This window comes from Streptomyces sp. NPDC051217 (assembly GCF_044455465.1).
Classification (GTDB): domain Bacteria; phylum Actinomycetota; class Actinomycetes; order Streptomycetales; family Streptomycetaceae; genus Streptomyces.
Window position 1 is genome coordinate 698,986 of record NZ_JBITEV010000002.1, and the last position, 22,527, is coordinate 721,512.

Consider the following 22,527-nt stretch of genomic DNA (forward strand, 5'->3'; position numbering starts at 1 on the left):
AAGCCGTCCTAGGGGGCTCTACGGGTAGCTGGGGGCGAGCGGCGGAGATGATGATCGTTCCCTCAAGACGAACGCCTGCCCGGCGTTTTCGAAGCGCGCGATGAGGGAGGCACTCGCCATCATGTCGAGTGATCTTGTTCACGGTACGGATGCAATCGCTATCACCGGCATGTCATGCCGCCTCCCCCAGGCACCCGACGCCAGCGCCTTCTGGGAGCTGCTGCGGTCGGGCCGGAGTGCGATCGGCGAGGTACCACAGGACCGTTGGGACCCGGACGAGGTGCTGCCGGACTCGCCGGAGCGGCACCGCGCCGCGCTGCGTCACGGCGGGTTCCTCGACCGCGTCGACCAGTTCGACGCGGCGTTCTTCGGGATCTCACCGCGCGAGGCCGTGGCGATCGACCCCCAGCAGCGGCTCTTCGCCGAGCTGGCCTGGGAGGCGCTGGAAGACGCGGGCATCGTCCCGGAGACGCTGCGGTCCACCGCGACCGCCGTCATCGTCGGCGCGATCGCCGGTGACTACGCCGCGCTGGCCCACCGGGGCGGCGCGATCACGCAGCACTCGCTGCCGGGTCTGAACCGCGGCGTCATCGCCAACCGGGTCTCCTACGCGCTGGGCCTCAACGGCCCGAGCATGGCGGTCGACTCGGCCCAGTCGTCGTCCCTCGTGGCGGTGCACCTGGCGGTGGAGAGCCTGCGCAAGGGCGAGAGCACCCTGGCGCTGGCGGGCGGTGTGGCGCTGAACTTCGCGCCCGAGAGCGCCGAAGTCGCCGGGATGTTCGGCGGGTTGTCGCCCGACGGACGCTGCTTCACCTTCGACGCACGCGCCAACGGCTACGTACGCGGTGAGGGCGGCGGCGTCGTCGTACTGAAGCCGCTCGCGGACGCGGTGCGCGACGGCGACACGGTGTACGGCGTCATCCGCGGCAGCGCGGTCAACAACGACGGCTCCACCGACGGACTCACCGTGCCCAGCGCCGAGGCGCAGGCGACGGTGCTGCGCCAGGCGTGCGAGGACGCGGGCGTGGACCCGGCCGAGGTCCGTTACGTGGAACTCCACGGTACGGGCACCCCGACCGGCGACCCGCTGGAGGCGGCCGGTATCGGCGCCACGTACGGCAGCGCGCGCCCCGCGGGCTCACCCGTCCTCGTCGGCTCCGCCAAGACCAACGTCGGGCACCTGGAAGGCGCGGCGGGCATCGTCGGCCTGATCAAGACGGCGCTGAGCATCCGGCACCGGGAGATCCCGGCGAGCCTCAACTACGAGACGCCGAACCCGCGCATCGATCCCGAGGCGCTCAATCTGCGCGTCCAGACCGCGTCCGGCCCCTGGCCGGACGCGCCGCTGCTTGCCGGTGTGAGCTCCTTCGGCGTCGGCGGAACGAACTGCCACGTCGTCCTCGCCGAGGCGCCCGAGCGGGCCGCGCCCGAGGCCGCGCCGGGGGCCGACGAGCCCGAGATGCCGCTGGCCCCGTGGCTGGTGTCCGGGCGTACCGAGGCCGCTCTGCGCGCCCAGGCCGGGCGGCTGCTGGAGCGGCGGACCGGGGACGCCGACGCGTTCGACATCGGCCGGTCGCTGGCCGGCACACGTACCCACTTCGAACACCGCGCCGTCGCCCTCGGGCTCGACCACGACGCGCAGTTGGAGGCGCTGAGGACCGGCGCCGAGGTGCCGGGGCTCGTCACCGGCGTCACCGGCGAGCACGGGAAGATCGCGCTGGTCTTCCCGGGGCAGGGCTCGCAGTGGGAAGGCATGGCGCGCGAGCTGATGCGCACGTCGGCGGTCTTCCGCGCGTCGATCGAGGCGTGCCACGAAGCCCTCGCCCCGTACGTCGACTGGTCGCTGCTGGACACCCTCACGGCCGAGTCCGGCGCGACGGCCCTCGACCGCGCGGACGTCGTCCAGCCGGTGCTGTTCGCGGTGATGGTCTCGCTCGCCAGGGTGTGGGAGTCGCTGGGCGTACGGCCCGACGCGGTCATCGGTCACTCGCAGGGCGAGATCGCCGCGGCGCACATCGCGGGCGCGCTCGACCTGGCGGACGCCGCCAGGATCGTGGCCCTGCGCAGCCAGACGATCATGACGCTGGCGGGTACCGGAGCGATGGCGTCGGTGCCGCTGGCGGCCGACCGGGTCGCCGAGTACATCGAGCCCTTCGGCGACGCGCTGAGCATCGCTGTCGTCAACGGGCCCAGCACCACGGTCGTGGCCGGAACCCCCGAGGCGGTCGCCGAGTTGCTGGCCCGCTGCGAGAGCGACGGGATCCGCGCGAAGGCCGTCTCCGCCGTGGACTTCGCCTCCCACTCGCCGCACATGGACGCCATCAAGGACCGGCTGCTGGAGCAGTTCGCCGGAGTGACGCCGCGTTCGTGCGACATCGCGTTCTACTCGACGGTCGCCGCGGGCGCCATCGACACGGCGGGGCTCGACGCCGAGTACTGGTTCTCCAACCTTCGTCGGCCCGTCCTCTTCGAGTCGACCCTCCGGGCCATGGCCGAGGACGGGTTCGGCACGTTCGTGGAGTCGAGCCCGCACCCCGTACTCACGGTCGGACTGCGCGCGACGCTGCCGGACGCGGTCGTCGTGGACTCGCTGCGCCGCAACGAGACTCCGTGGCCGCAGCTGCTGACCTCGCTGGCGGAGCTGCACGTTCGCGGTCTGCCCGTGGACTGGTCCGCCGTCTTCGCCGGCCGGGCGCCCGGCCGTGTGGCGCTGCCGACGTACGCGTTCCAGCGCGAGAGCTACTGGCCGGACGTCTCGACCGCGTTCGAGCCCGGCACCCGGAGCACCGCCCAACTCCCCGAAGCAGTACCGGAGAAGACCCCTGCGGCACGTTCGTCATGGGCGGGACGGATAGCCGGTCTTCCGGCGGACGAGCGCGCCCGTGTGGCGCTGGAGCTCGTCCGGCTGCGTACCGCGATCGTCCTCGGCCACCTGAGCACGGACACGGTCGAGGTCGGGCAGGCCTTCCGTGAGCTGGGCATGGACTCCACCATGGCGGTCCAGCTCCGTCAGAACCTCGTGGACATCACCGGGCTGAACCTGCCGGAGACGGTCGTCTTCGACCACCCGAGCCCGTCCCGGCTCGCCCGGCGGCTGATAGAGCTGGCCCTGGGCGACGACATCTCGTCGGCCGCGTCCGCGCTGTCGCGGTCGGGATCGGTGCTGGACGCCGACGACCCGATCGTGATCGTCGGCATGGCCTGCCGCTACCCCGGCGGCGCCAGCACGCCGGACGAGCTGTGGCGGCTCGTCGACGACGGGGTGAGCGCGATCTCGGGCTTCCCCACCGACCGCGGCTGGGACCTGGAAGCCCTGTACGACCCCGAGCCCGGGGTGCGCGGCAAGACGTACACGCGGCACGGCGGATTCCTCGACGAGGCCGCCGAGTTCGACACCGAGTTCTTCGGCATCAGCCCGCGCGAGGCCACGGCGATGGACCCGCAGCAGCGGGTGCTCCTCCAGGTCACCTGGGAGGCGCTGGAGCGCGCCGGGATCGACCCGGACGGTCTCCAGGGCAGCAGCACCGGTGTGTTCGTGGGCGCGATGTCGCAGGAGTACGGCCCGCGGCTGCACGAGGGCGACGACGGGCTGGGCGGCTATCTGCTCACCGGCAACACCGCGAGCGTCGTCTCCGGGCGTATCTCGTACACCTTCGGTCTGGAGGGCCCGGCGGTCACGGTCGACACGGCGTGCTCGTCATCCCTCGTCGCGATGCACCAGGCCGCGCAGGCGCTGCGTGTCGGTGACTGCTCGCTGGCCCTGGCGGGCGGCGTCGCGGTCATGGCGACCCCCGGCATGTTCGTGGAGTTCGGGCAGCAGCGCGGACTGGCGCCCGACGGCCGGTGCAAGTCGTTCGCGGGCGCTGCCGACGGCACCATCTGGGCCGAGGGCGCGGGCATGGTGCTCATGGAGCGCCTGTCGGACGCCAAGGCCAACGGACACACGGTGCTCGCCGTCATCCGCGGCTCGGCGGTCAACCAGGACGGCGCGAGCAACGGCCTCACCGCCCCGAACGGTCCGTCCCAGCAGCGTGTCATCAACGCGGCTCTGGCCGGCGCGGGTCTGACCGCCGACCAGGTCGACGCGGTCGAGGCGCACGGCACGGGAACGCCTCTCGGTGACCCGATCGAGGCCCAGGCGCTTCTCGCGACGTACGGGCAGAACCGTGAAGAGCCCCTGTGGCTCGGGTCGTTGAAGTCCAACATCGGGCACACGCAGGCGGCCGCCGGTATCGGCGGGGTCATCAAGATGATCCAGGCCATGCGCCACGGCACCCTGCCGCGGACGCTCCACGTGGACGAGCCCAGCCCGCACATCGACTGGGCGTCCGGCAATGTGCGGCTCCTCACCGAGGCCCGTGCCTGGCCCGAGACGGATCATCCCCGCCGGGCCGCGGTCTCCTCTTTCGGCATCAGCGGCACCAACGCCCACCTCATCATCGAGCAGCCCCCGCTCACGCCGGAGCCCGCCGAGGACGACCAGGAGCGGGACACGCCCGAGGCGGGCCTCGTGCCCTGGTTCCTCTCGGCCAAGACGGAACAGTCGCTTCGCGACCAGGCGCGGCAGCTGCTCGACCACGTCACCGCGCAGCCCGAACTCCACCCCGCGCACATCGGTCAGGCGCTCACCGCGACCCGTGCGCGGTTCCAGCACCGTGCCGTGGTCGTCGGTGAGGGTCGTGACGAACTCCTCGCGGGTCTGCGCTCGCTGAGCAACGACGAGTCCTCCCGCGCGGTCGTCACCGGAACGGCACGGGAAGGCACGACCGCGTTCCTGTTCACCGGGCAGGGTGCGCAGCGGGCCGGTATGGGACGTGAGCTGTACGACACCTACCCGGTGTTCCGGGACACGTTCGACGAGGTCTGCACGACGCTCGACCGGCACCTGAACGCCGAAGTCCCGGTCAAGGACGTCGTGTTCGCCGACGACCCGGCACTTCTGAACCAGACCCGGTACACCCAGTCCGCGCTCTTCGCCGTCGAGACCGCGCTGTACCGGCTCGTCGAGTCGTTCGGCGTCACGCCGCACCACCTCGCCGGACACTCGATCGGTGAGATCACCGCCGCGCACGCCGCCGGCATCTTCACGCTGAACGACGCCTGCCGACTCGTCGCCGCCCGCGGTTCACTGATGCAGGCCCTCCCGGGCAACGGCGCCATGATCTCCCTGCGCGCCACCGAGGAACAGATCCTCCCGCTCCTCGAAGGCCACGAGCACCACGTCACCATCGCGGCCGTGAACGGGCCGACCTCGGTCGTCATCTCCGGCGACGAGAAGGCAGCCACCCAGATCGCCGACGCCCTCGCCGAAACCGGTGTCAAGACCAAGCGCCTGACGGTCTCCCACGCGTTCCACTCGCCCCACATGGACCCCATGCTGGAGGAGTTCGAACTCGTCGCCACGGATCTGACGTACCACAGCCCGACCCTCCCGATCGTCTCCGCCGTCACGGGAGAGCTCGCCGATCACCGCATCACCACCCCGCGGTACTGGGTCCAGCACGTCCGCGACGCCGTGCGCTTCGCCGACACCATCACCACCCTCGACGGGCTCGGCACCCGCCACTACCTCGAACTCGGACCCGACCCGGTCCTCACCACCCTGGTCAACGAAACCCTCACCAAGTCTCGTCGCACCACCAGCCCCACGGCCCTGCTCCGCAAGGGCCACCCCGAGGCCACCACGCTCCTCACCGCCCTCGCCACCGCGCACACGGCAGGCGCCCCGGCGAACCTCACCACCCACCTCCCCATCCCCGACAGCCGGCCCGACCTCCCCACGTATCCCTTCCAGCGCCAGCGCTACTGGCTCACGGCCCCCGCTGCCACGGGGGACGTGAGTTCGGCGGGGCTGACCGCCACCGGGCACCCGGTGCTGACCACCGCCGCCGAGCTTCCCGACCCGGGCGGGCTCCTGCTGACCGGCCGGGTGAACGCCTCCGCGCCTTCGTGGGCGGCGGACCACGCCGTCTTCGGGACCCCGGTCATGCCGGGCGTGGCCTTCGTCGACATGCTGCTGCACGCCGCGGCCCTGGTGGGGCGCCCCCGTATCGAGGAGCTCACCCATCATGTCTTCCTGGCCCTGCCGGAGCACGGCGCCCTCCAGCTGAGGGTCGTCGTCCGGCCGGCGGACGACTCCGGACGCCGGACCTTCGCCGTCCACTCACGGCCCGAGGACGCCCCGCTGGGCGCCGACTGGACCTGCCACGCCACCGGTGCGCTCGGCACGGCCCCCGCCGTACCGCCGGCCCTTCCGGCGGCGGACGCGGCCTGGCCCCCGGCCTCCGCCGAGGCTCTGGACACCGACGGCTTCTACCGGCGGATCGCCGAGGCCGGATTCGGTTACAACGGGGTCTTCCAGGGGCTCGGCGCCGCCTGGGAGGACGGCGACACGCTGTACGCCGAGGTTGCCCTGCCCGCGGGGACCGCCCCGGGCTCGTACGGCGTCCACCCCGGCCTGCTCGACTCCGCGCTCCACCCGATCGCCCTGGCCTCGACCCGGACGGACGGCACGCTCCTGGTGCCGTTCTCCTGGAGCGGCGTGGCCCTCCACGCGAACGGCGCCCGCGCCCTGCGGGTCCAGCTCGTACGCTCGACGCCGGAGACGGTCGCCCTGACGGTGACCGACCCGTCCGGTGCACCGGTCCTGACCGTGGACTCCCTCGCCATGCGCGGGGTCCGCTCCGAGCAGCTCGAAGCGGCCAGGCCCGACCGCGACGGCGCGCTCCACGAGGTCGCCTGGCGCGCGGTACCCGCGCCGCCGCGCGCCGCCTCCCGCCCCGACGGCGCCGGCTGGGCCGTGGTCGGAGACACCCGTGATCCGCGCCTCGCCGCCGTACTCGCGGCGCTCGGTTCCGCGGCCGAGTCATACCCGGACGCCGAGGCGCTGCGCGCTTCGCAGCGAGCCGGCGCGGCCCGGCCCTCGACGGTCGTCGCCCGCTTCGCCACCGGCGGCGCCGACCCGGTCGAGGCGGCACACGCCCGGACACGCGACGCACTGCACCTGCTCCAGACGGTCCTGGCCGACGGAGCGCCGGACTCGCGTCTGGTGATCCTCACCGAGAACGCGATGTCCACCGGAACCGGCGACGCGTCGGCCGACATGGCCGGTGCGGCCGTCTGGGGACTGATCCGGTCGTCCCAGTCCGAGCACCCGGACCGGTTCACGCTCGTCGACGTCGACGGCTCGCGGGCCTCCGACGAGGCAGTCGTGGCCGCCCTCTCCACCGGAGAGCGCCAACTGGCCGTGCGGGAGGGGCGGTTCTTCGTACCGCGCCTCGCCCGGCTGACCCCGGGCGCGGTTCCCGCGACGTTCGACGCGCGGCGCACCGTGCTCATCACCGGAGGAACCGGCGCCCTCGGCTCCATCCTCGCGCGCCACCTGGTCACCCGGCACGGCGTCAGGAAGCTGCTGCTGACCAGCCGGAGCGGCCGTCCGGCGGACAGCACCCTCACAGCGGAGCTGGCCGGACTCGGCGCCGAGGTCACGGTCGCGGCCTGCGACGCGGCCGACCGGCAGTCGCTCGAAGCCCTGCTCGCGGGTCTCCCGGAGGAGCACCCGCTCGGCGCGGTGGTCCACTGCGCCGGTGTCCTGGACGACGGCGTGGTCACGGAACTCACCGCGGATCGGCTGGACACGGTGCTCCGTCCGAAGGTGGACGGCGCGTGGAACCTGCACGAGCTGACCCAGGACATGGACCTGGAAGCCTTCGTCATGTTCTCGTCGGTGGTCGGTGTCCTGGGCTCTCCCGGACAGGCCAACTACGCCGCCGCCAACTCCTTCCTCGACCAGCTCGCCGAGCACCGCCGGGCCGCCGGGCTCCCCGCGAAGTCCCTCGCGTGGGGCCTGTGGGAAGCCGGCATGGCCGACACCCTGGACGAGCAGGACCGGGCGCGCATGAACCGCGGCGGACTGGCGCCGATGCCCACCGAGCGGGCGCTCGGCCTCTTCGACTCGGCCCTCGCGACGGCGCGAGCCGTGCTCGTGCCCGCCGGTGTCGATGTCTCCGGCGCACACTCGCAGCGGGCCTCGATGCTGTCGCCGCTGCTCGCCGAACTGCTCCCGGCCCAGGCACCGCCCGCCGAGCGTGGCGGCGAGGCCGTCGACGAGTCGTCACTGCGCCGGCGGCTCGCCGGCGTGTCCGAGGACGAGCAGCGCGAACTCCTCCTGGAGGTTCTGCGCAAGCATGTCGCGGCCGTCCTGGGTCACAGCTCGCCGCTCGCCATCGATCCCGAGAGCTCGTTCAAGGACCTCGGCTTCGACTCGCTCGCCGGTATCGAACTCCTCATGGTGCTGGGCGAGTCGATGGGGCTGCACCTGCCGTCCACGATGCTGTTCGACCACCCCACGCCCGACGCGCTGATCACCCACCTCAGGGACGAACTCGTCGACGACGAGGCCGTGGTGGAGGACGCGGTGGACACCGCCGTCGTCCCGGTGGCCCCGCGCGACGACGACGACCCGATCGCCGTGATCGGTATGGGCTGCCGCTACCCCGGTGGCGCCACCACACCGGACGAGCTGTGGCGGCTGGTCACGGAGGGGGTGGACGCCATCGGCTCCTTCCCCGCCAACCGCGGCTGGGATCTGGAGGAGTTGTTCGATCCCGACCCGGATGTGCGCGGGAGGACCTATGCCCGCACGGGCGGGTTCCTCTACGACGCCGACCGGTTCGACCCCGAGTTCTTCGGGATCAGCCCCCGAGAGGCTCTCGCGCTCGACCCGCAGCAGCGCCTCCTCCTGGAGACCACGTGGGAGACGTTCGAGAACGCGGGCATCCGCCCCGACGCCCTGCGTGGCAAGCCGGTCGGCGTCTTCGCCGGTGTCGTCACCCAGGAGTACGGCTCCCTCGTCCACAAGGGCAGCGAGCCTGTCGACGGATTCCTGCTGACGGGTACGACGGCGAGTGTCGCCTCCGGGCGAGTCGCCTACACGCTGGGACTTGAGGGTCCGGCGGTCACGGTCGACACGGCCTGCTCGTCGTCTCTGGTCGCGATGCACCTGGCGTGCCAGTCGCTGCGGAGCGGCGAATCCACCATGGCTCTCGCCGGTGGCGCCACGGTCATGGCCAACCCGGGCATGTTCCTGGAGTTCAGCCGCCAGCGCGGGCTGGCGCCCGACGGCCGGTGCAAGTCGTTCGCCGGTGCGGCGGACGGCACCATCTGGGCCGAGGGCGCGGGCATGGTCCTGCTGGAGCGTCTGTCGGACGCGAAGGCCAACGGACACACCGTGCTGGCTGTCATCCGTGGCTCGGCGGTCAACCAGGACGGTGCGAGCAACGGCCTCACCGCTCCGAACGGTCCCTCTCAGCAGCGCGTCATCAAGGCCGCGCTGGCCGGCGCGGGTCTTGCCGCCGACCAGGTCGACGCGGTGGAGGCGCACGGCACGGGCACCCCGCTGGGTGACCCGATCGAGGCGCAGGCACTGCTGGCGACGTACGGCCAGGACCGTGAAGAACCGCTCTGGCTCGGATCGTTGAAGTCCAACATCGGTCACGCCCAGGCCGCCGCCGGTATCGGCGGGGTCATCAAGATGATCCAGGCCATGCGCCACCGCACTCTGCCGCGGACGCTCCACGTGGACGAGCCCAGCCCGCACATCGACTGGACCTCCGGCAATGTGCGGCTGCTGACCGAGGCCCGTGCCTGGCCCGAGACCGACCACCCGCGCCGCTCCGCCGTCTCCTCCTTCGGCATCAGCGGCACCAACGCGCACGTCATCCTCGAACAGGCCCCGGTCACGCCGGAGCCCGCCGAGGACGACCAGGTGCAGGACGCCCCCCGGGCGGCCCTCATCCCCTGGCTCCTCTCCGCCAAAACGGACCAGGCGCTCCGCGACCAGGCGCAGCGGTTGCGCGCGTACCTCGAACTCAACCCCGAGGTGCGTCCGGACCGGGTCGCCCACGCACTCGCCACGACCCGGGCCCAGTTCCAGTACCGGGCCGTGGTGTTCGGGAACGAGCACGAGGCGTTCGACGGCGCGCTGGGCGCGCTCACCCTCGGTGAGCCGTCTCCGGCGCTGGTCCGTGGCACGCCTCACCCCGGCAAGACCGCGTTCCTCTTCACGGGACAGGGTGCGCAGCGGGCCGGCATGGGCCGGGAGCTGTACGACACGTACCCGGTCTTCCGGGACACGTTCGACGAGGTCTGCGCCACCCTCGACCGGCACCTGAACGCGGAAGCCGCGGTGAAGGACGTCGTCTTCGCCGACGATCCCGCGCTTCTGAACCAGACCCGGTTCACGCAGTCCGCTCTCTTCGCCGTCGAGACCGCGCTGTACCGCCTGGTCGAGTCGTTCGGTGTCACGCCTCAGTACTTGGCGGGCCACTCGATCGGTGAGATCGCCGCCGCGCACGTCGCGGGTATCTTCTCCCTCGACGACGCGTGCCGACTCGTCGCCGCGCGTGGATCGCTGATGCAGGCCCTGCCGGCCAACGGCGCCATGATCTCGCTGCGCGCCACCGAGGAGCAGATCCTCCCGTTCCTCGAAGGCCACGAGCACCACGTCACCATCGCGGCGGTCAACGGCCCGAACGCGATCGTCATCTCGGGCGACGAAGAGGCAGCCACCCAGATCGCCGGCGCTCTCGCCGAGACCGGTGTCAAGACGCGGCGTCTGACGGTCTCCCACGCGTTCCACTCGCCCCACATGGAGCCCATGCTGGACGAGTTCGAACTCGTCGCCGGAGAGCTGATCTACCACAGCCCGAAGGTTCCGATCGTCTCCGCGCTCACCGGCGAGCTCGCCGACCACTACATCACCACCCCGCAGTACTGGGTCCAGCACGTCCGGGACGCGGTCCGCTTCGCCGACACCATCACCACCCTCGACCGGCTCGGCACCCGCCACTACCTCGAACTCGGACCCGACCCCGTCCTCACCGCCATGGCGCAGGACAGCGTGCCGGACGATGTCGACGCCATCCACGTCGCCACCCTGCACCGCGACCGGGACGAGAACCAGAGCTTCCTCACCGCCCTGGCCACCGCGCACGCCAATGGCACGCAGGTCCGCTGGACCCCCGTGATCGGCGAGACATCGACCCCCGCCCCCGGCCTGCCCACCTACCCCTTCCAGCGCCAGCACTACTGGCTGGAGGCGGCGAAGCCCACCTCGGGCGCCGACGGTCTGGGACTCACGGCGACCAGTCACCCGGTGCTGACCACGCTGGCCGAACTCCCGGACGGCGGCGGGCACTTGTTCACCGGCCGCGTCTCAGGGAACGATCCGGACTGGGTGGCCGAGCACATCATCTTCGGGACGATGATCGTCCCCGGTGTGGCCTTCGTCGACCTCCTTCTCCACGCGGCACGCCATGTGGACTGTGAGCACATCGAGGAACTCACCCACCATGTCTTCCTCGCCGTGCCGGAGCGCTCCGCCCTCCAGCTGAGGCTTCTGATCGAGCCGGCGGACAACTCCGGAAGCCGGGCCTTCGCGTTCTACTCCCGACCGGAGGACGTTCCGGTCGAGACCGACTGGACCCTCCACGCCACGGGAGCGCTCGGAGCCGAACGCAGGGAAGTCCCCGCGGGCGCCGAGTCGCTCAGGAACGAGGTCTGGCCGCCGAACATCTCGGACACCATGGACGTGGCGGAGTTCTACCGCCGGGTCACGGACGGGGGCTTCGGCTACGGACCGCTGTTCCGAGGGCTCAAGAAGGCCTGGCAGGACGGCAACACGACGTACGCGGAAGTCTCCCTGCCCACCGGCGCGGATCCGGGCGACTACGGCATCCACCCCGGTCTGCTCGACTCGGCTCTCCAGCCGGCCGCGCTGATCATGGGAGAGACCGAGGCGAACGACTCGATCCGGGTGCCGTTCTCCTGGGCCGGTGTCTCCCTCCACGCGACAGGGGCCAGTTCCCTGCGGATCCGCCACACGTGGACCACACCCGACACCGCGTCACTGGTCATCGCCGACCAGACGGGGACGCCGGTCATGACGATCGACTCCCTCGCCATGCGTACCGTCGGCGCCGACCAGCTCGCCGCCACCCGTGCGGCCGACGCCGGGGAGCTGTACAAGGTCGACTGGACCGACGTCCAGTCGGTCGAGGACAAGACGCAGAGCGCCGGCGCCAAGTGGGCAGTGGTCGCCGACCCGGGGAACGCCCAGGTCGCGGCGGCCCTCTCGCCGCTCGGCGCGGCGGTAGAGGTGGAGCGGGACGCCATCACGCTTCCGACGACACCGGGAGACGACACCACCAGGCCGGACGTGGTCTTCGCCTGGTGCGTCTCCGAGCCCGGCACCGACCCGGCGGGGACCGCCCGCTCCTTCACGCACCGCGTACTCGGCCTCGTCCAGGCGATCCTGTCCGACGATCGGCCGGACTCCCGACTGGTGGTCCTCACCAGGGGCGCGATGTCCATGGGTACCGGCGACGGGGCCGACCTGGCCGGAGCGGCGGTGTGGGGACTGATCCGCACCGCGCAGACGGAACACCCCGACCGGTTCACACTGATCGACCTCGACACATCGGATTCGTCCCTGCGGGCCCTTTCGGCCGCTCTCGCCACCGACGAACCCCAACTGGCCGTTCGCGACGGCCGGCTTCTCGCCCCTCGCCTCGCCCGTGTCGGCGCAAGCCCCGCGGACTCCGGCCCGACCGCTTCAGCGGCGCCGTTCGACCCGGACAAGACGGTCCTCATCACCGGCGGCACCGGCGCACTGGGCACCCTTCTCGCCCGTCACCTCGTCACCGGGCACGGCGTGAAGAAGCTGCTGCTGACGAGCCGGCGCGGACGTACGGCGGGCAGCACCCTCACCGAAGAGCTCGCCGAACTCGGCGCCGAGGTCACGATCGCGGCCTGCGACACGGCGGACCGGGAGGCGCTTGAGGCGCTCCTGGCGAGCCTGCCGCAGGAGCACCCGCTCGGCGCGGTGGTCCACTGCGCCGGAACTCTCGACGACGGCATCGTCACGGCGCTGACTCCCGAGCGGTTCGACGGGGTGCTCCGCCCGAAGGTGGACGGCGCGTGGAACCTGCACGAGCTGACCCGCGACATGGATCTGAACGCCTTCGTCATGTTCTCGTCGGTGGTCGGAGTCCTGGGCTCTCCCGGACAGTCCAACTACGCGGCCGCGAACGTCTTCCTCGACGAACTCGCCGAGCACCGGCGGGCCGCCGGACTCCCCGCGAAGTCCCTCGCGTGGGGCCTGTGGGAGAGCGGCATGGCCGACACGCTCGACGAGCAGGACCAGGCGCGGATGAACCGCGGCGGGCTGCTGCCGATGCCCGCCGAACAGGCACTCGGCCACTTCGACGCGGCCCTCGAAACCGATCAGGTCGTGGTGGTCCCGGCCAAGCTCGACCTGGCCGGGCTGCGAGCCCGCGCCGCCACGGTCCCGGTCGCGCCGGTCTTCCGCGGCCTGGTCCGTACGCCGCCGCGCAGCGCCGCCCGCCCGGCCGGCGCCGGAGCGGAGGCCGGGGCACTGGGCCAGGCGATCGCGGGCCGCCCGGAGGCCGAGCAGGACAAGATCATCCTTGACTTCCTGCGCAACCACGTGGCCACCGTCCTCGGACACGGATCGCCCAACTCGATCGACCCCGTGCACTCGTTCAAGGAGCTCGGTTTCGACTCGCTCAGCTCCGTGGAGCTGCGCAACTCGCTCAACAAGGCGTCCGGGATGCGACTCCCGTCCACGCTGCTCTTCGACTACCCCACCCCCACCGTGCTGGCCGGCTACATCCGGGGCCAGCTGGTGGGCAGCGGACAGGCGGAGGCGGGCGCCCAGGTGGCTCGCCGCACCACGCGCAGCGCGTCGTCGCGGAGCGACGCGGCCGACCCGATCGTGATCGTGGGCATGGGCTGCCGCTTCCCCGGTGCCGACACGCCGGAGGCGCTGTGGCAGCTGGTCGTGGACGAGCGCGACGCGGTCGGTGCCTTCCCCGACAACCGTGGCTGGGACATCGAGAACCTCTTCGACGCCGACCCGGACGTGCGCGGGAAGTCGTACGCCAGTGAGGGCGGGTTCCTCTACGACGCCGACCGGTTCGACCCCGAGTTCTTCGGCATCAGCCCCCGCGAGGCTCTCGCCCTCGACCCCCAGCAGCGACTGCTGCTGGAGACGACCTGGGAGACGTTCGAGAACGCGGGCATCCGCCCCGACACCCTGCGTGGCAAGCCGGTCGGCGTCTTCGCCGGCGTCGCGGCCGCGGAGTACGTCTCGCTCACCCACCAGAGTGACGAACCCGTCGAGGGCTACCTGCTGACGGGTACGACGGCGAGTGTCGCCTCGGGACGTATCTCGTACACGCTCGGTCTGGAGGGTCCGGCGGTCACCGTCGACACGGCCTGCTCGTCCTCGCTCGTCGCGATGCACCTCGCGTGCCAGTCCCTGCGGAACGGCGAATCCACCATGGCTCTCGCCGGTGGCGCCACGATCATGGCCAACCCCGGCATGTTCATGGAGTTCAGCCGCCAGCGCGGGCTCGCTCCCGACAGCCGCGCCAAGTCGTACGCGGGCGCTGCCGACGGCACCATCTGGGCCGAGGGCGCGGGCATGGTCCTGCTGGAGCGTCTGTCGGACGCCAAGGCCAACGGACACACCGTCCTCGCCGTCATCCGCGGCTCCGCCGTCAACCAGGACGGCGCGAGCAACGGCCTCACCGCCCCGAACGGCCCGTCCCAGCAGCGCGTCATCAACGCCGCTCTCGCCGGCGCCGGGCTCAGCCCCGACCAGGTCGACGCGGTCGAAGGACACGGCACCGGAACGCCCCTCGGTGACCCCATCGAGGCCCAGGCACTTCTCGCGACGTACGGGCAGAACCGTGAAGAGCCCCTGTGGCTCGGGTCGTTGAAGTCCAACATCGGCCACGCCCAGGCCGCCGCCGGTATCGGCGGGGTCATCAAGATGATCCAGGCCATGCGCCACGGGACACTCCCCCGGACGCTCCACGTGGACGAGCCCAGCCCCCAGATCGACTGGGAGTCGGGCAGCGTGCGGCTCCTCACCGAGGCCCGTGCCTGGCCCGAGACCGACCACCCGCGCCGCTCCGCCGTCTCCTCCTTCGGCATCAGCGGCACCAACGCCCACCTCATCCTTGAGGAAGCTCCCACCGCGACCCACCCGGAGCCGGTGCACGACACCGAGCCGACGGTCACCACGGTCCCCTGGTTCCTGTCCGCCAAGACCGAACAGGCGCTCCGCGACCAGGCACGGCAGTTGAGCGCGTATCTCGAACGCGACACCGAGGTACGCCCGGACCAGGTCGCTCACGCACTCGCCGCCACCCGGTCCCAGTTCCAGCACCGAGCCGTGGTCGTCGGTGAGGGTCGTGACGAACTCCTCGCGGGTCTGCGCTCGCTGAGCAACGAGGAGACCTCACGCACCGTCGTCACCGGAACAGCACGCCAGGGCGGCACCGCCTTCCTCTTCACGGGGCAGGGTGCGCAGCGGGCCGGTATGGGACGTGAGCTGTACGACACCTACCCGGTGTTCCGGGACACGTTCGACGAGGTCTGCACGACGCTCGACCGGCACCTGAACGCCGAAGTCCCGGTCAAGGACGTCGTGTTCGCGGACGATCCCACCCTGCTCAACCAGACCCGGTACACACAGTCCGCACTCTTCGCCGTCGAGACCGCGCTGTACCGCCTGGTCGAGTCGTTCGGCGTCACGCCGCACCACCTCGCCGGACACTCGATCGGTGAGATCACCGCCGCCCACGCCGCCGGCATCTTCACGCTGAACGACGCCTGCCGGCTCGTCGCCGCCCGCGGCTCACTGATGCAGGCCCTCCCGGGCAACGGCGCCATGATCTCCCTGCGCGCCACCGAGGAACAGATCCTCCCGCTCCTCGAAGGCCACGAGCACCACGTCACCATCGCGGCCGTGAACGGGCCGACCTCGGTCGTCATCTCCGGCGACGAGAAGGCAGCCACCCAGATCGCCGACGCCCTCGCCGAAACCGGGGTCAAGACCAAGCGCCTGACGGTCTCCCACGCGTTCCACTCGCCCCACATGGACCCCATGCTGGAGGAGTTCGAACTCGTCGCCGCCGATCTGACGTACCACAGCCCGACCCTCCCGATCGTCTCCGCGCTCACCGGCGAACTCGCCGATCACCGCATCACCACCCCGGGGTACTGGGTCCAGCACGTCCGCGACGCCGTGCGCTTCGCCGACACCATCACCACCCTCGACCGGCTCGGCACCCGCCACTACCTCGAACTCGGACCCGACCCCGTCCTCACCACCCTCGCCAACGAAACCCTCAGCACCACGAACGGCACTCACGCCTCCACACCAACAGCCGTGCTCCGCAAGGGACACCGCGAGGCCACCACGCTCCTTACCGCCCTCGCCACCGCGCACACGGCCGGCGCCCCCGCCGACCTCACCGCCCACCTGCCCTCCCGCCAGAGCCACCCCGATCTCCCCACGTACCCCTTCCAGCGCCAGCGCTACTGGCTGGACCAGGCAAGTCCCGCCGCCAAAGTGCAGAACGGCTCGGGGCATCCCCTCCTCACGGCGGCGATCCCTCTGCCCGAAGGGGAAGGCGCGGTGTTCACCGGCCGGGTCTCGCTCAAGGCGCAGCCCTGGCTGCGGGACCACGTGGTGCACGGAACGGTCGTGCTGCCGGGTGTCGCCTTCGTGGATCTCCTGCTGCACGCCGGCGGGTACGTCGACTGCGACCAGATCGAAGAGCTCACGCACCACGCGTTCCTGGCCGTGCCCGAGCAGGGCGGCCGGGAGCTGCGAGTCACCGTGGGTGCCGCGGACGAGGGCGGGCGGCGACCGTTCTCCCTCTACTCGGCACCGGAGAGCGAGGTCGCCGAGGAGGCGGCCGAGTGGACGCGCCACGCCAGTGGCTTCCTCACCGGTTCGGCGCCGGAGCCCGACTTCGATCTGACGGTGTGGCCGCCCGCGGAGGGCGAGGCCGTCGAGATGGACGAGTTCTATCGCGGCTTCATCGGGCGCGGATACGACTACGGACCGCTGTTCCAGGGCTTCAAGGCGGGCTGGCGGGTCGGTGACACCCTCTACGCGGAGATCGCACTCCCGGAGGGCACGGACCCGGAGGCGTACGGAATCCACCCGGCGCTCCTCGACTCGGCCCTGCACCCGCTGATGCTCTTCTGGTACGGGTCGGACGCCGTACGGCTGCCCTTCTCCTGGAGCGGTGTGGCTCTGCACGCCTTCGGCCCGTCCCGGCTGAGGGTGCGGCTGACCCGCTCCGAGCGGGACCTGATGTCGCTGGCCGTGGCCGATCCCACCGGCGCCCCGGTCCTGACCATCACCGGTCTGTCCATGCGTGAGGTGGCCTCCGACCAGGTCGCCGCCGCCCGCGCCCAGCAGAGCAACGCCCTGTACGAGATGGGCTGGAACCCCCTCGCCGCCCCGACGTCGGTCGACGGCGGCCGGTGGGCGGGACTCGGCCAGGCGGACCTGACGGCCGCGCTCCGCGGAGCCGGGGTCGACGTGGTGGACCACTCCACCCTCGCCACACTGGGCGGGCCGGCGTCGAACGGCGCCAAGCCGCCGCGGATCGTGCTGACCGGGCCCGGTCGCTTCGACGGCGACGACCTGGCGGCGCACACCCACACCTCGGTCGACGAACTGGTCAAGCTGATCCGGGACTTCGTCTCGGACGACGCCCTCGCCGACTCGCGGTTGGTGGTGGTGACCCGGAACGCGGTGGCCACGCAGGACGGCGAGCGGGTGCCGGACCCGGCCGGGACCGCGGTATGGGGTCTGATGCGTACGGCGGGGTCGGAGTACCCCGACCGGTTCGTGATCGTCGACATCGACGACTCGGCGGCCACTCTCGCCGCGCTCCCGGCGGCACTCGCCACGGGAGAGCCGCAACTGGCCCTCCGAGAGGGCGAGTTGCGCGTACCGCGACTGGTGCACGCCACGCTGCCCACGCAGGAGGACGGCGGGGACGCCGAAGTCACCGGTGCCGGGTTCGACCCCGAGGGGACCGTACTCATCACCGGCGGCACCGGCACCCTCGGCAGCCTGCTGGCCCGCCACCTCGTGGAGCGTCACGGCGTACGGCATCTGCTCCTGTCCAGCCGGCGGGGCTCGGCGGCGGACGGTGCGACGGAGCTGACCGCGGAGCTGAAGGCACTGGGCGCCGAAGTCAGCGTCGCTTCCTGCGACACGGCGGACGCCGAGGAGGCGGCCGGACTTCTGAAGTCGATTCCCGACGCGCACCCGCTGACCGGTGTGTTCCACACGGCCGGTGTGCTCGACGACGCCGCGCTCTCCTCGCTGACGCCGGAACGGCTGTCTGCGGTGATGCGGCCGAAGGTCGACGGGGCGTACCACCTGCACCAGCTGACCGAGTCCATGGACCTGGCCGCGTTCGTCCTGTTCTCCTCCGCCGCCGGCGCGATCGGCAACCCCGGTCAGGCCAACTACGCGGCGGCGAACACCTTCCTGGACGGGCTCGCCTCCCACCGCCGGGGGCGGGGCCTGCCCGCCCTCTCGTTGGCCTGGGGCCTGTGGGCACAGACCAGCGAACTGACGGCGGGTCTGGACCCGGTCGGACGGGCGCGGCTGGACCGCGGCGGCATCGGCGCCATGCCCACGGCGCAGGCGCTGGCTCTGCTCGACGTCGCGCTCGCCTCGGACCGGACACTGCTGGTGCCGGCCAAGCTCAACCTCGCCCGGCTGGGCGAGGGCGACGCGCCGGTCCCGCCGGTCCTGCACGGACTGGTCCGCTCACGCAGCCGGCGTGCCGCGGCCCAGGGCGGCGCCACGGCCCCGAACGCGCTGAGGCAGCGGCTCGCGTCCCAGGACGAGGCCGCGCAGCTGGACATCCTGCTCACCTACATCCACGGCCAGGTCGCCGCGGTCCTCGGCCACGGTTCGCCGGACGCCATCGATCCCGACAACGGGTTCCTGGACATGGGGCTCGACTCGCTCACCACTGTCGAGTTCCGCAACAACCTCAACCAGGCCACCGGGCTCCGGCTGCCTCCGACCACCCTGTTCGACTACCCCACGCCGGTTCAGCTGGCTTCCATGCTCCGTGCGGAGCTGGCGCCCGAAGGGGCCGAAAGAGCCTCGGATGAGCTTCCGCAGACGCTGGTGGCCGAGCTGGACAGGCTGGAGGGCAGTCTCGGGGGCGTCGCTCCCGGCGCCCGTGCGGCGGTCGTGGCACGGATGCAGGCCCTCCTGGGGAAGCTGGACGGCCTGGACGACGCCGAACGGCAGGGAACGGACGTGGCGATCGACAGCGCGACGGACGACGAGATCTTCGACTTCATCGACAACGAGCTGGGGCTCTCATGACTCGGCACATGACTCGGCAAAGGAGCGGCGTCGCATCATGAACGAGGACAAGCTGCGCGACTACCTGAAGCGGGTGACCGCTGACCTCCAGCGGACCCGCCAGCGGCTGGCCGAGGTGGAGTCGCGGGACAGCGAGCCCATCGCGGTCGTGGGCATGGCCTGCCGGTTCCCCGGCGGGGCCGGCACGCCCGAGGAGCTGTGGGAGCTCGTCGCGGAGGGCCGCGACGCGGTCGGTCCGTTCCCGGACAACCGGGGCTGGGACCTGGAGGAGCTGTACGACGCCGATCCCAACGCGTCCGGGAAGACATACGCCCGTGAGGGCGGCTTCATCTACGACGCGGACCGTTTCGACTCCGAGTTCTTCGGCATCAGCCCCCGCGAGGCTCTCGCCCTCGACCCCCAGCAGCGGCTGCTGCTGGAAGTCACGTGGGAGAGCCTGGAGAGCGCCGGGCTGGCGCCGGCCGAGCTGCGTGGCAGCCGTACCGGCGTGTTCAGCGGGGTCTCCGGGCACGAGTACGCGTCGCTGATCCACCAGGGCCCCGAGGATGTCGAGGGTCACCTGCTGACGGGCACCACCCTCAGCGTGGCCTCCGGGCGGATCGCGTACACGCTCGGTCTGGAGGGTCCGGCGGTCACCGTCGACACCGCGTGCTCCTCCTCGCTGGTCGCCCTTCACCTGGCCTGCCAGTCGCTGCGCAGCGGCGAATCCACCATGGCCCTGGCCGGTGGTGCCGCGGTGATGCCGACGCCGGGAATGTTCGTGGAGTTCAGCCGCCAGCGCGGGCTGGCGCCGGACGGCCGGTGCAAGTCGTTCGCGGGTGCCGCTGACGGCACGATCTGGGCCGAGGGCGCCGGTGTCGTACTGCTGGAGCGTCTGTCGGACGCCGAGGCCAACGGGCACCGTGTGCTGGCCGTCATCCGCGGCTCGGCCGTCAACCAGGACGGCAAGAGCAGCCAGTTGAGCGCGCCCAACGGGCCGGCTCAGCAGCGGGTGATCCACGCGGCCCTGGCTGTCGCGGGGCTCACCCCCGACCAGGTCGACGCGGTCGAAGGACACGGCACGGGTACGCCCCTCGGCGACCCGATCGAGGCCCAGGCACTCCTCGCCACGTACGGCCAGAGCCATGGCGCCGACCAGCCGCTGTGGCTGGGGTCGTTGAAGTCGAACCTCGGGCACGCCCAGGCCGCCGCCGGTATCGGCGGGGTCATCAAGATGATCCAGGCCATGCGTCACGGCACTCTGCCCCGGACGCTCCACGTGGACGAGCCCAGTCCGCAGACCGACTGGACCACCGGCAACGTGCGGCTCCTCACCGAGGCGCGCGCCTGGCCCGAGACCGACCACCCGCGCCGCTCCGCCGTCTCCTCCTTCGGCATCAGCGGCACCAACGCCCACCTCATCCTTGAGGAAGCTCCCACTCCGGCCGATCCGGCGCCGGGCACGACGCCGGAGGCCACCACGGTCCCCTGGCTCCTGTCCGCCAAGACCGAGCAGGGTCTGCGGGACCAGGCGCAGCGCCTGGTCGACCACGTCACCGAGCACCCGGACCTCCGGCCCGCCGACATCGCGTACTCCCTGGTCGCCACGCGGACCACCTTCGAGCACCAGGCCGCGGTGATCGGCGCGACCCGTGACGAGCTGGTGGAGAGTCTGCGCACGCTCGCCCAGGACTCCGGTGCGGCCTCCCTCCAGGGGCACTCCCGCTCGAAGAAGATCGCCTTCCTCTTCACCGGCCAGGGTGCCCAGCACCCGGGCATGGGCCGGGGGCTCTACGACGCGTATCCCGTCTTCCGGGAGGCGTTCGACGAGGTGTGCGCCAACCTGGACCGGCATCTGAAGGCCGAAGTCCCGGTCAAGGACGTCGTCTTCGCCGACGACCCCACGCTTCTCAACCAGACCCGCTACACCCAGCCCGCTCTCTTCGCCTTCCAGACGGCCCTCACCCGGCTCCTCGCCACCGACTTCGGCGTCACGCCGACGCATCTCATCGGTCATTCGATCGGCGAGATCGCCGCGGCCCACACGGCGGGGATCCTCTCCCTGGACGACGCCTGCCGGCTGGTCGCCGCCCGAGGCTCCCTGATGCAGGCCCTGCCCGGCGGCGGCGCCATGCTCGCCGTCGAGGCGACCGAGGAGGAGGTGGTCCCGCATCTCACCGAGCGTGTGGGCATCGCCGCCGTCAACGGCGTCCGCTCCGTCGTCGTCTCCGGCGACGAGGAGGACGTCAACAACATCGGCCTGGAGTTCACCGCCCAGGGGCGGCGCACCCGTCGGCTGACCGTGAGCCACGCCTTCCACTCCCCGCACATGGACCCCATACTCGGGGACTTCCACGACATCGCAGGGACGCTGACCTACCACGCGCCCCGTATCCCCCTCGTCTCCACCGTCACCGGCCGTCCGGCCGGCTCCGAGATCATCGGCGCCGCCTACTGGACCGATCACATCCGCAACACCACCCGGTTCCTCGACGGGCTCAACCAGCTCCAGGAACAGGGCGTCACCACCTTCCTGGAGATCGGTCCCGACGGCGTACTCACCGCGCTCACCCGCTCGGCGCTGCCGAACGTCACCGCCGTACCGCTGCTGCGTCCGAACCTTCCCGAGCCGGCCACCCTCCTGGGCGGCCTGGTCCAGGCCCATGTGTGCGGTGCCGCCGTCGACTGGCCGGGGTTCCTCGCGGGACGCGGGGCGCGGGCCGTCAGCCTTCCCACGTACGCCTTCCAGCGCCGCCGCCACTGGCTGGGGGTGCCCGACCCGGCCGGCTCGGCCGCGGGTCTCGGCCTGGAGGCCGCCTCGCATCCGCTGCTGGCCACGGCCACCGAACTCCCGGACGGTACGCGCCTGTTCACCGGTCGGGTGACGCTGGCCGGCCACGCGTGGCTGGCGGACCACACCGTCATGGGGACCGTGATCCTCCCGGGCACGGCCTTCGTCGAGCTCGCGCTCCACGCCGCGCAGACGGTGGGTCTCGACGAGATCGCGGAACTCGTCCTGAACGCGCCCGTCACCTTCGGGTCGCAGTCCGCCGCCCTTCTCCAGGTGATCGTGGGGCCTGACGATCCGTCGGCGGGCCGCTCGCTCACCATCAGGTCACGCTCGGAGGAGGACCACTCCTGGACCGACAACGCGACGGGCACCCTGAGCGCCCTCACGGCGGTCCACTGACCCTCGGGCCCGCACTGGTCCCGGACATACCGGCAGCCGTCCACGATGCCCGAGAAGGGCGCGTGGACGGCTGCCGGTCTTTGTGCCGCGTGTGGTGTTCCGTGTGCTC

The 22,527-nt window shown here is 71.7% G+C and carries 2 protein-coding genes; both read left to right on the plus strand.

From position 1 onward, the window contains the following. The first annotated feature begins 100 nt into the window (after nt 1-100). Nucleotides 101-19,249 carry an SDR family NAD(P)-dependent oxidoreductase gene (locus ACIBBB_RS08200; protein ID WP_398979992.1) on the plus strand — a complete coding sequence of 6,383 codons (19,149 nt, stop codon included), beginning with the start codon at nt 101-103 and terminating at the stop codon, nt 19,247-19,249. Between the two features lie 34 nt (nt 19,250-19,283). Beyond that, complete coding sequence (locus tag ACIBBB_RS08205; RefSeq protein ID WP_398980076.1) at nt 19,284-22,418, plus strand: type I polyketide synthase; 3,135 nt, start codon at nt 19,284-19,286, stop codon at nt 22,416-22,418. Nucleotides 22,419-22,527 lie beyond the last annotated feature (109 nt).

Coding starts and splice junctions, on each gene's coding strand:
- ACIBBB_RS08200 (WP_398979992.1), top strand. CDS start 101: ATGAGGGAGGCACTCGCCATCATGTCGAGTGATCTTGTTCACGGTACG.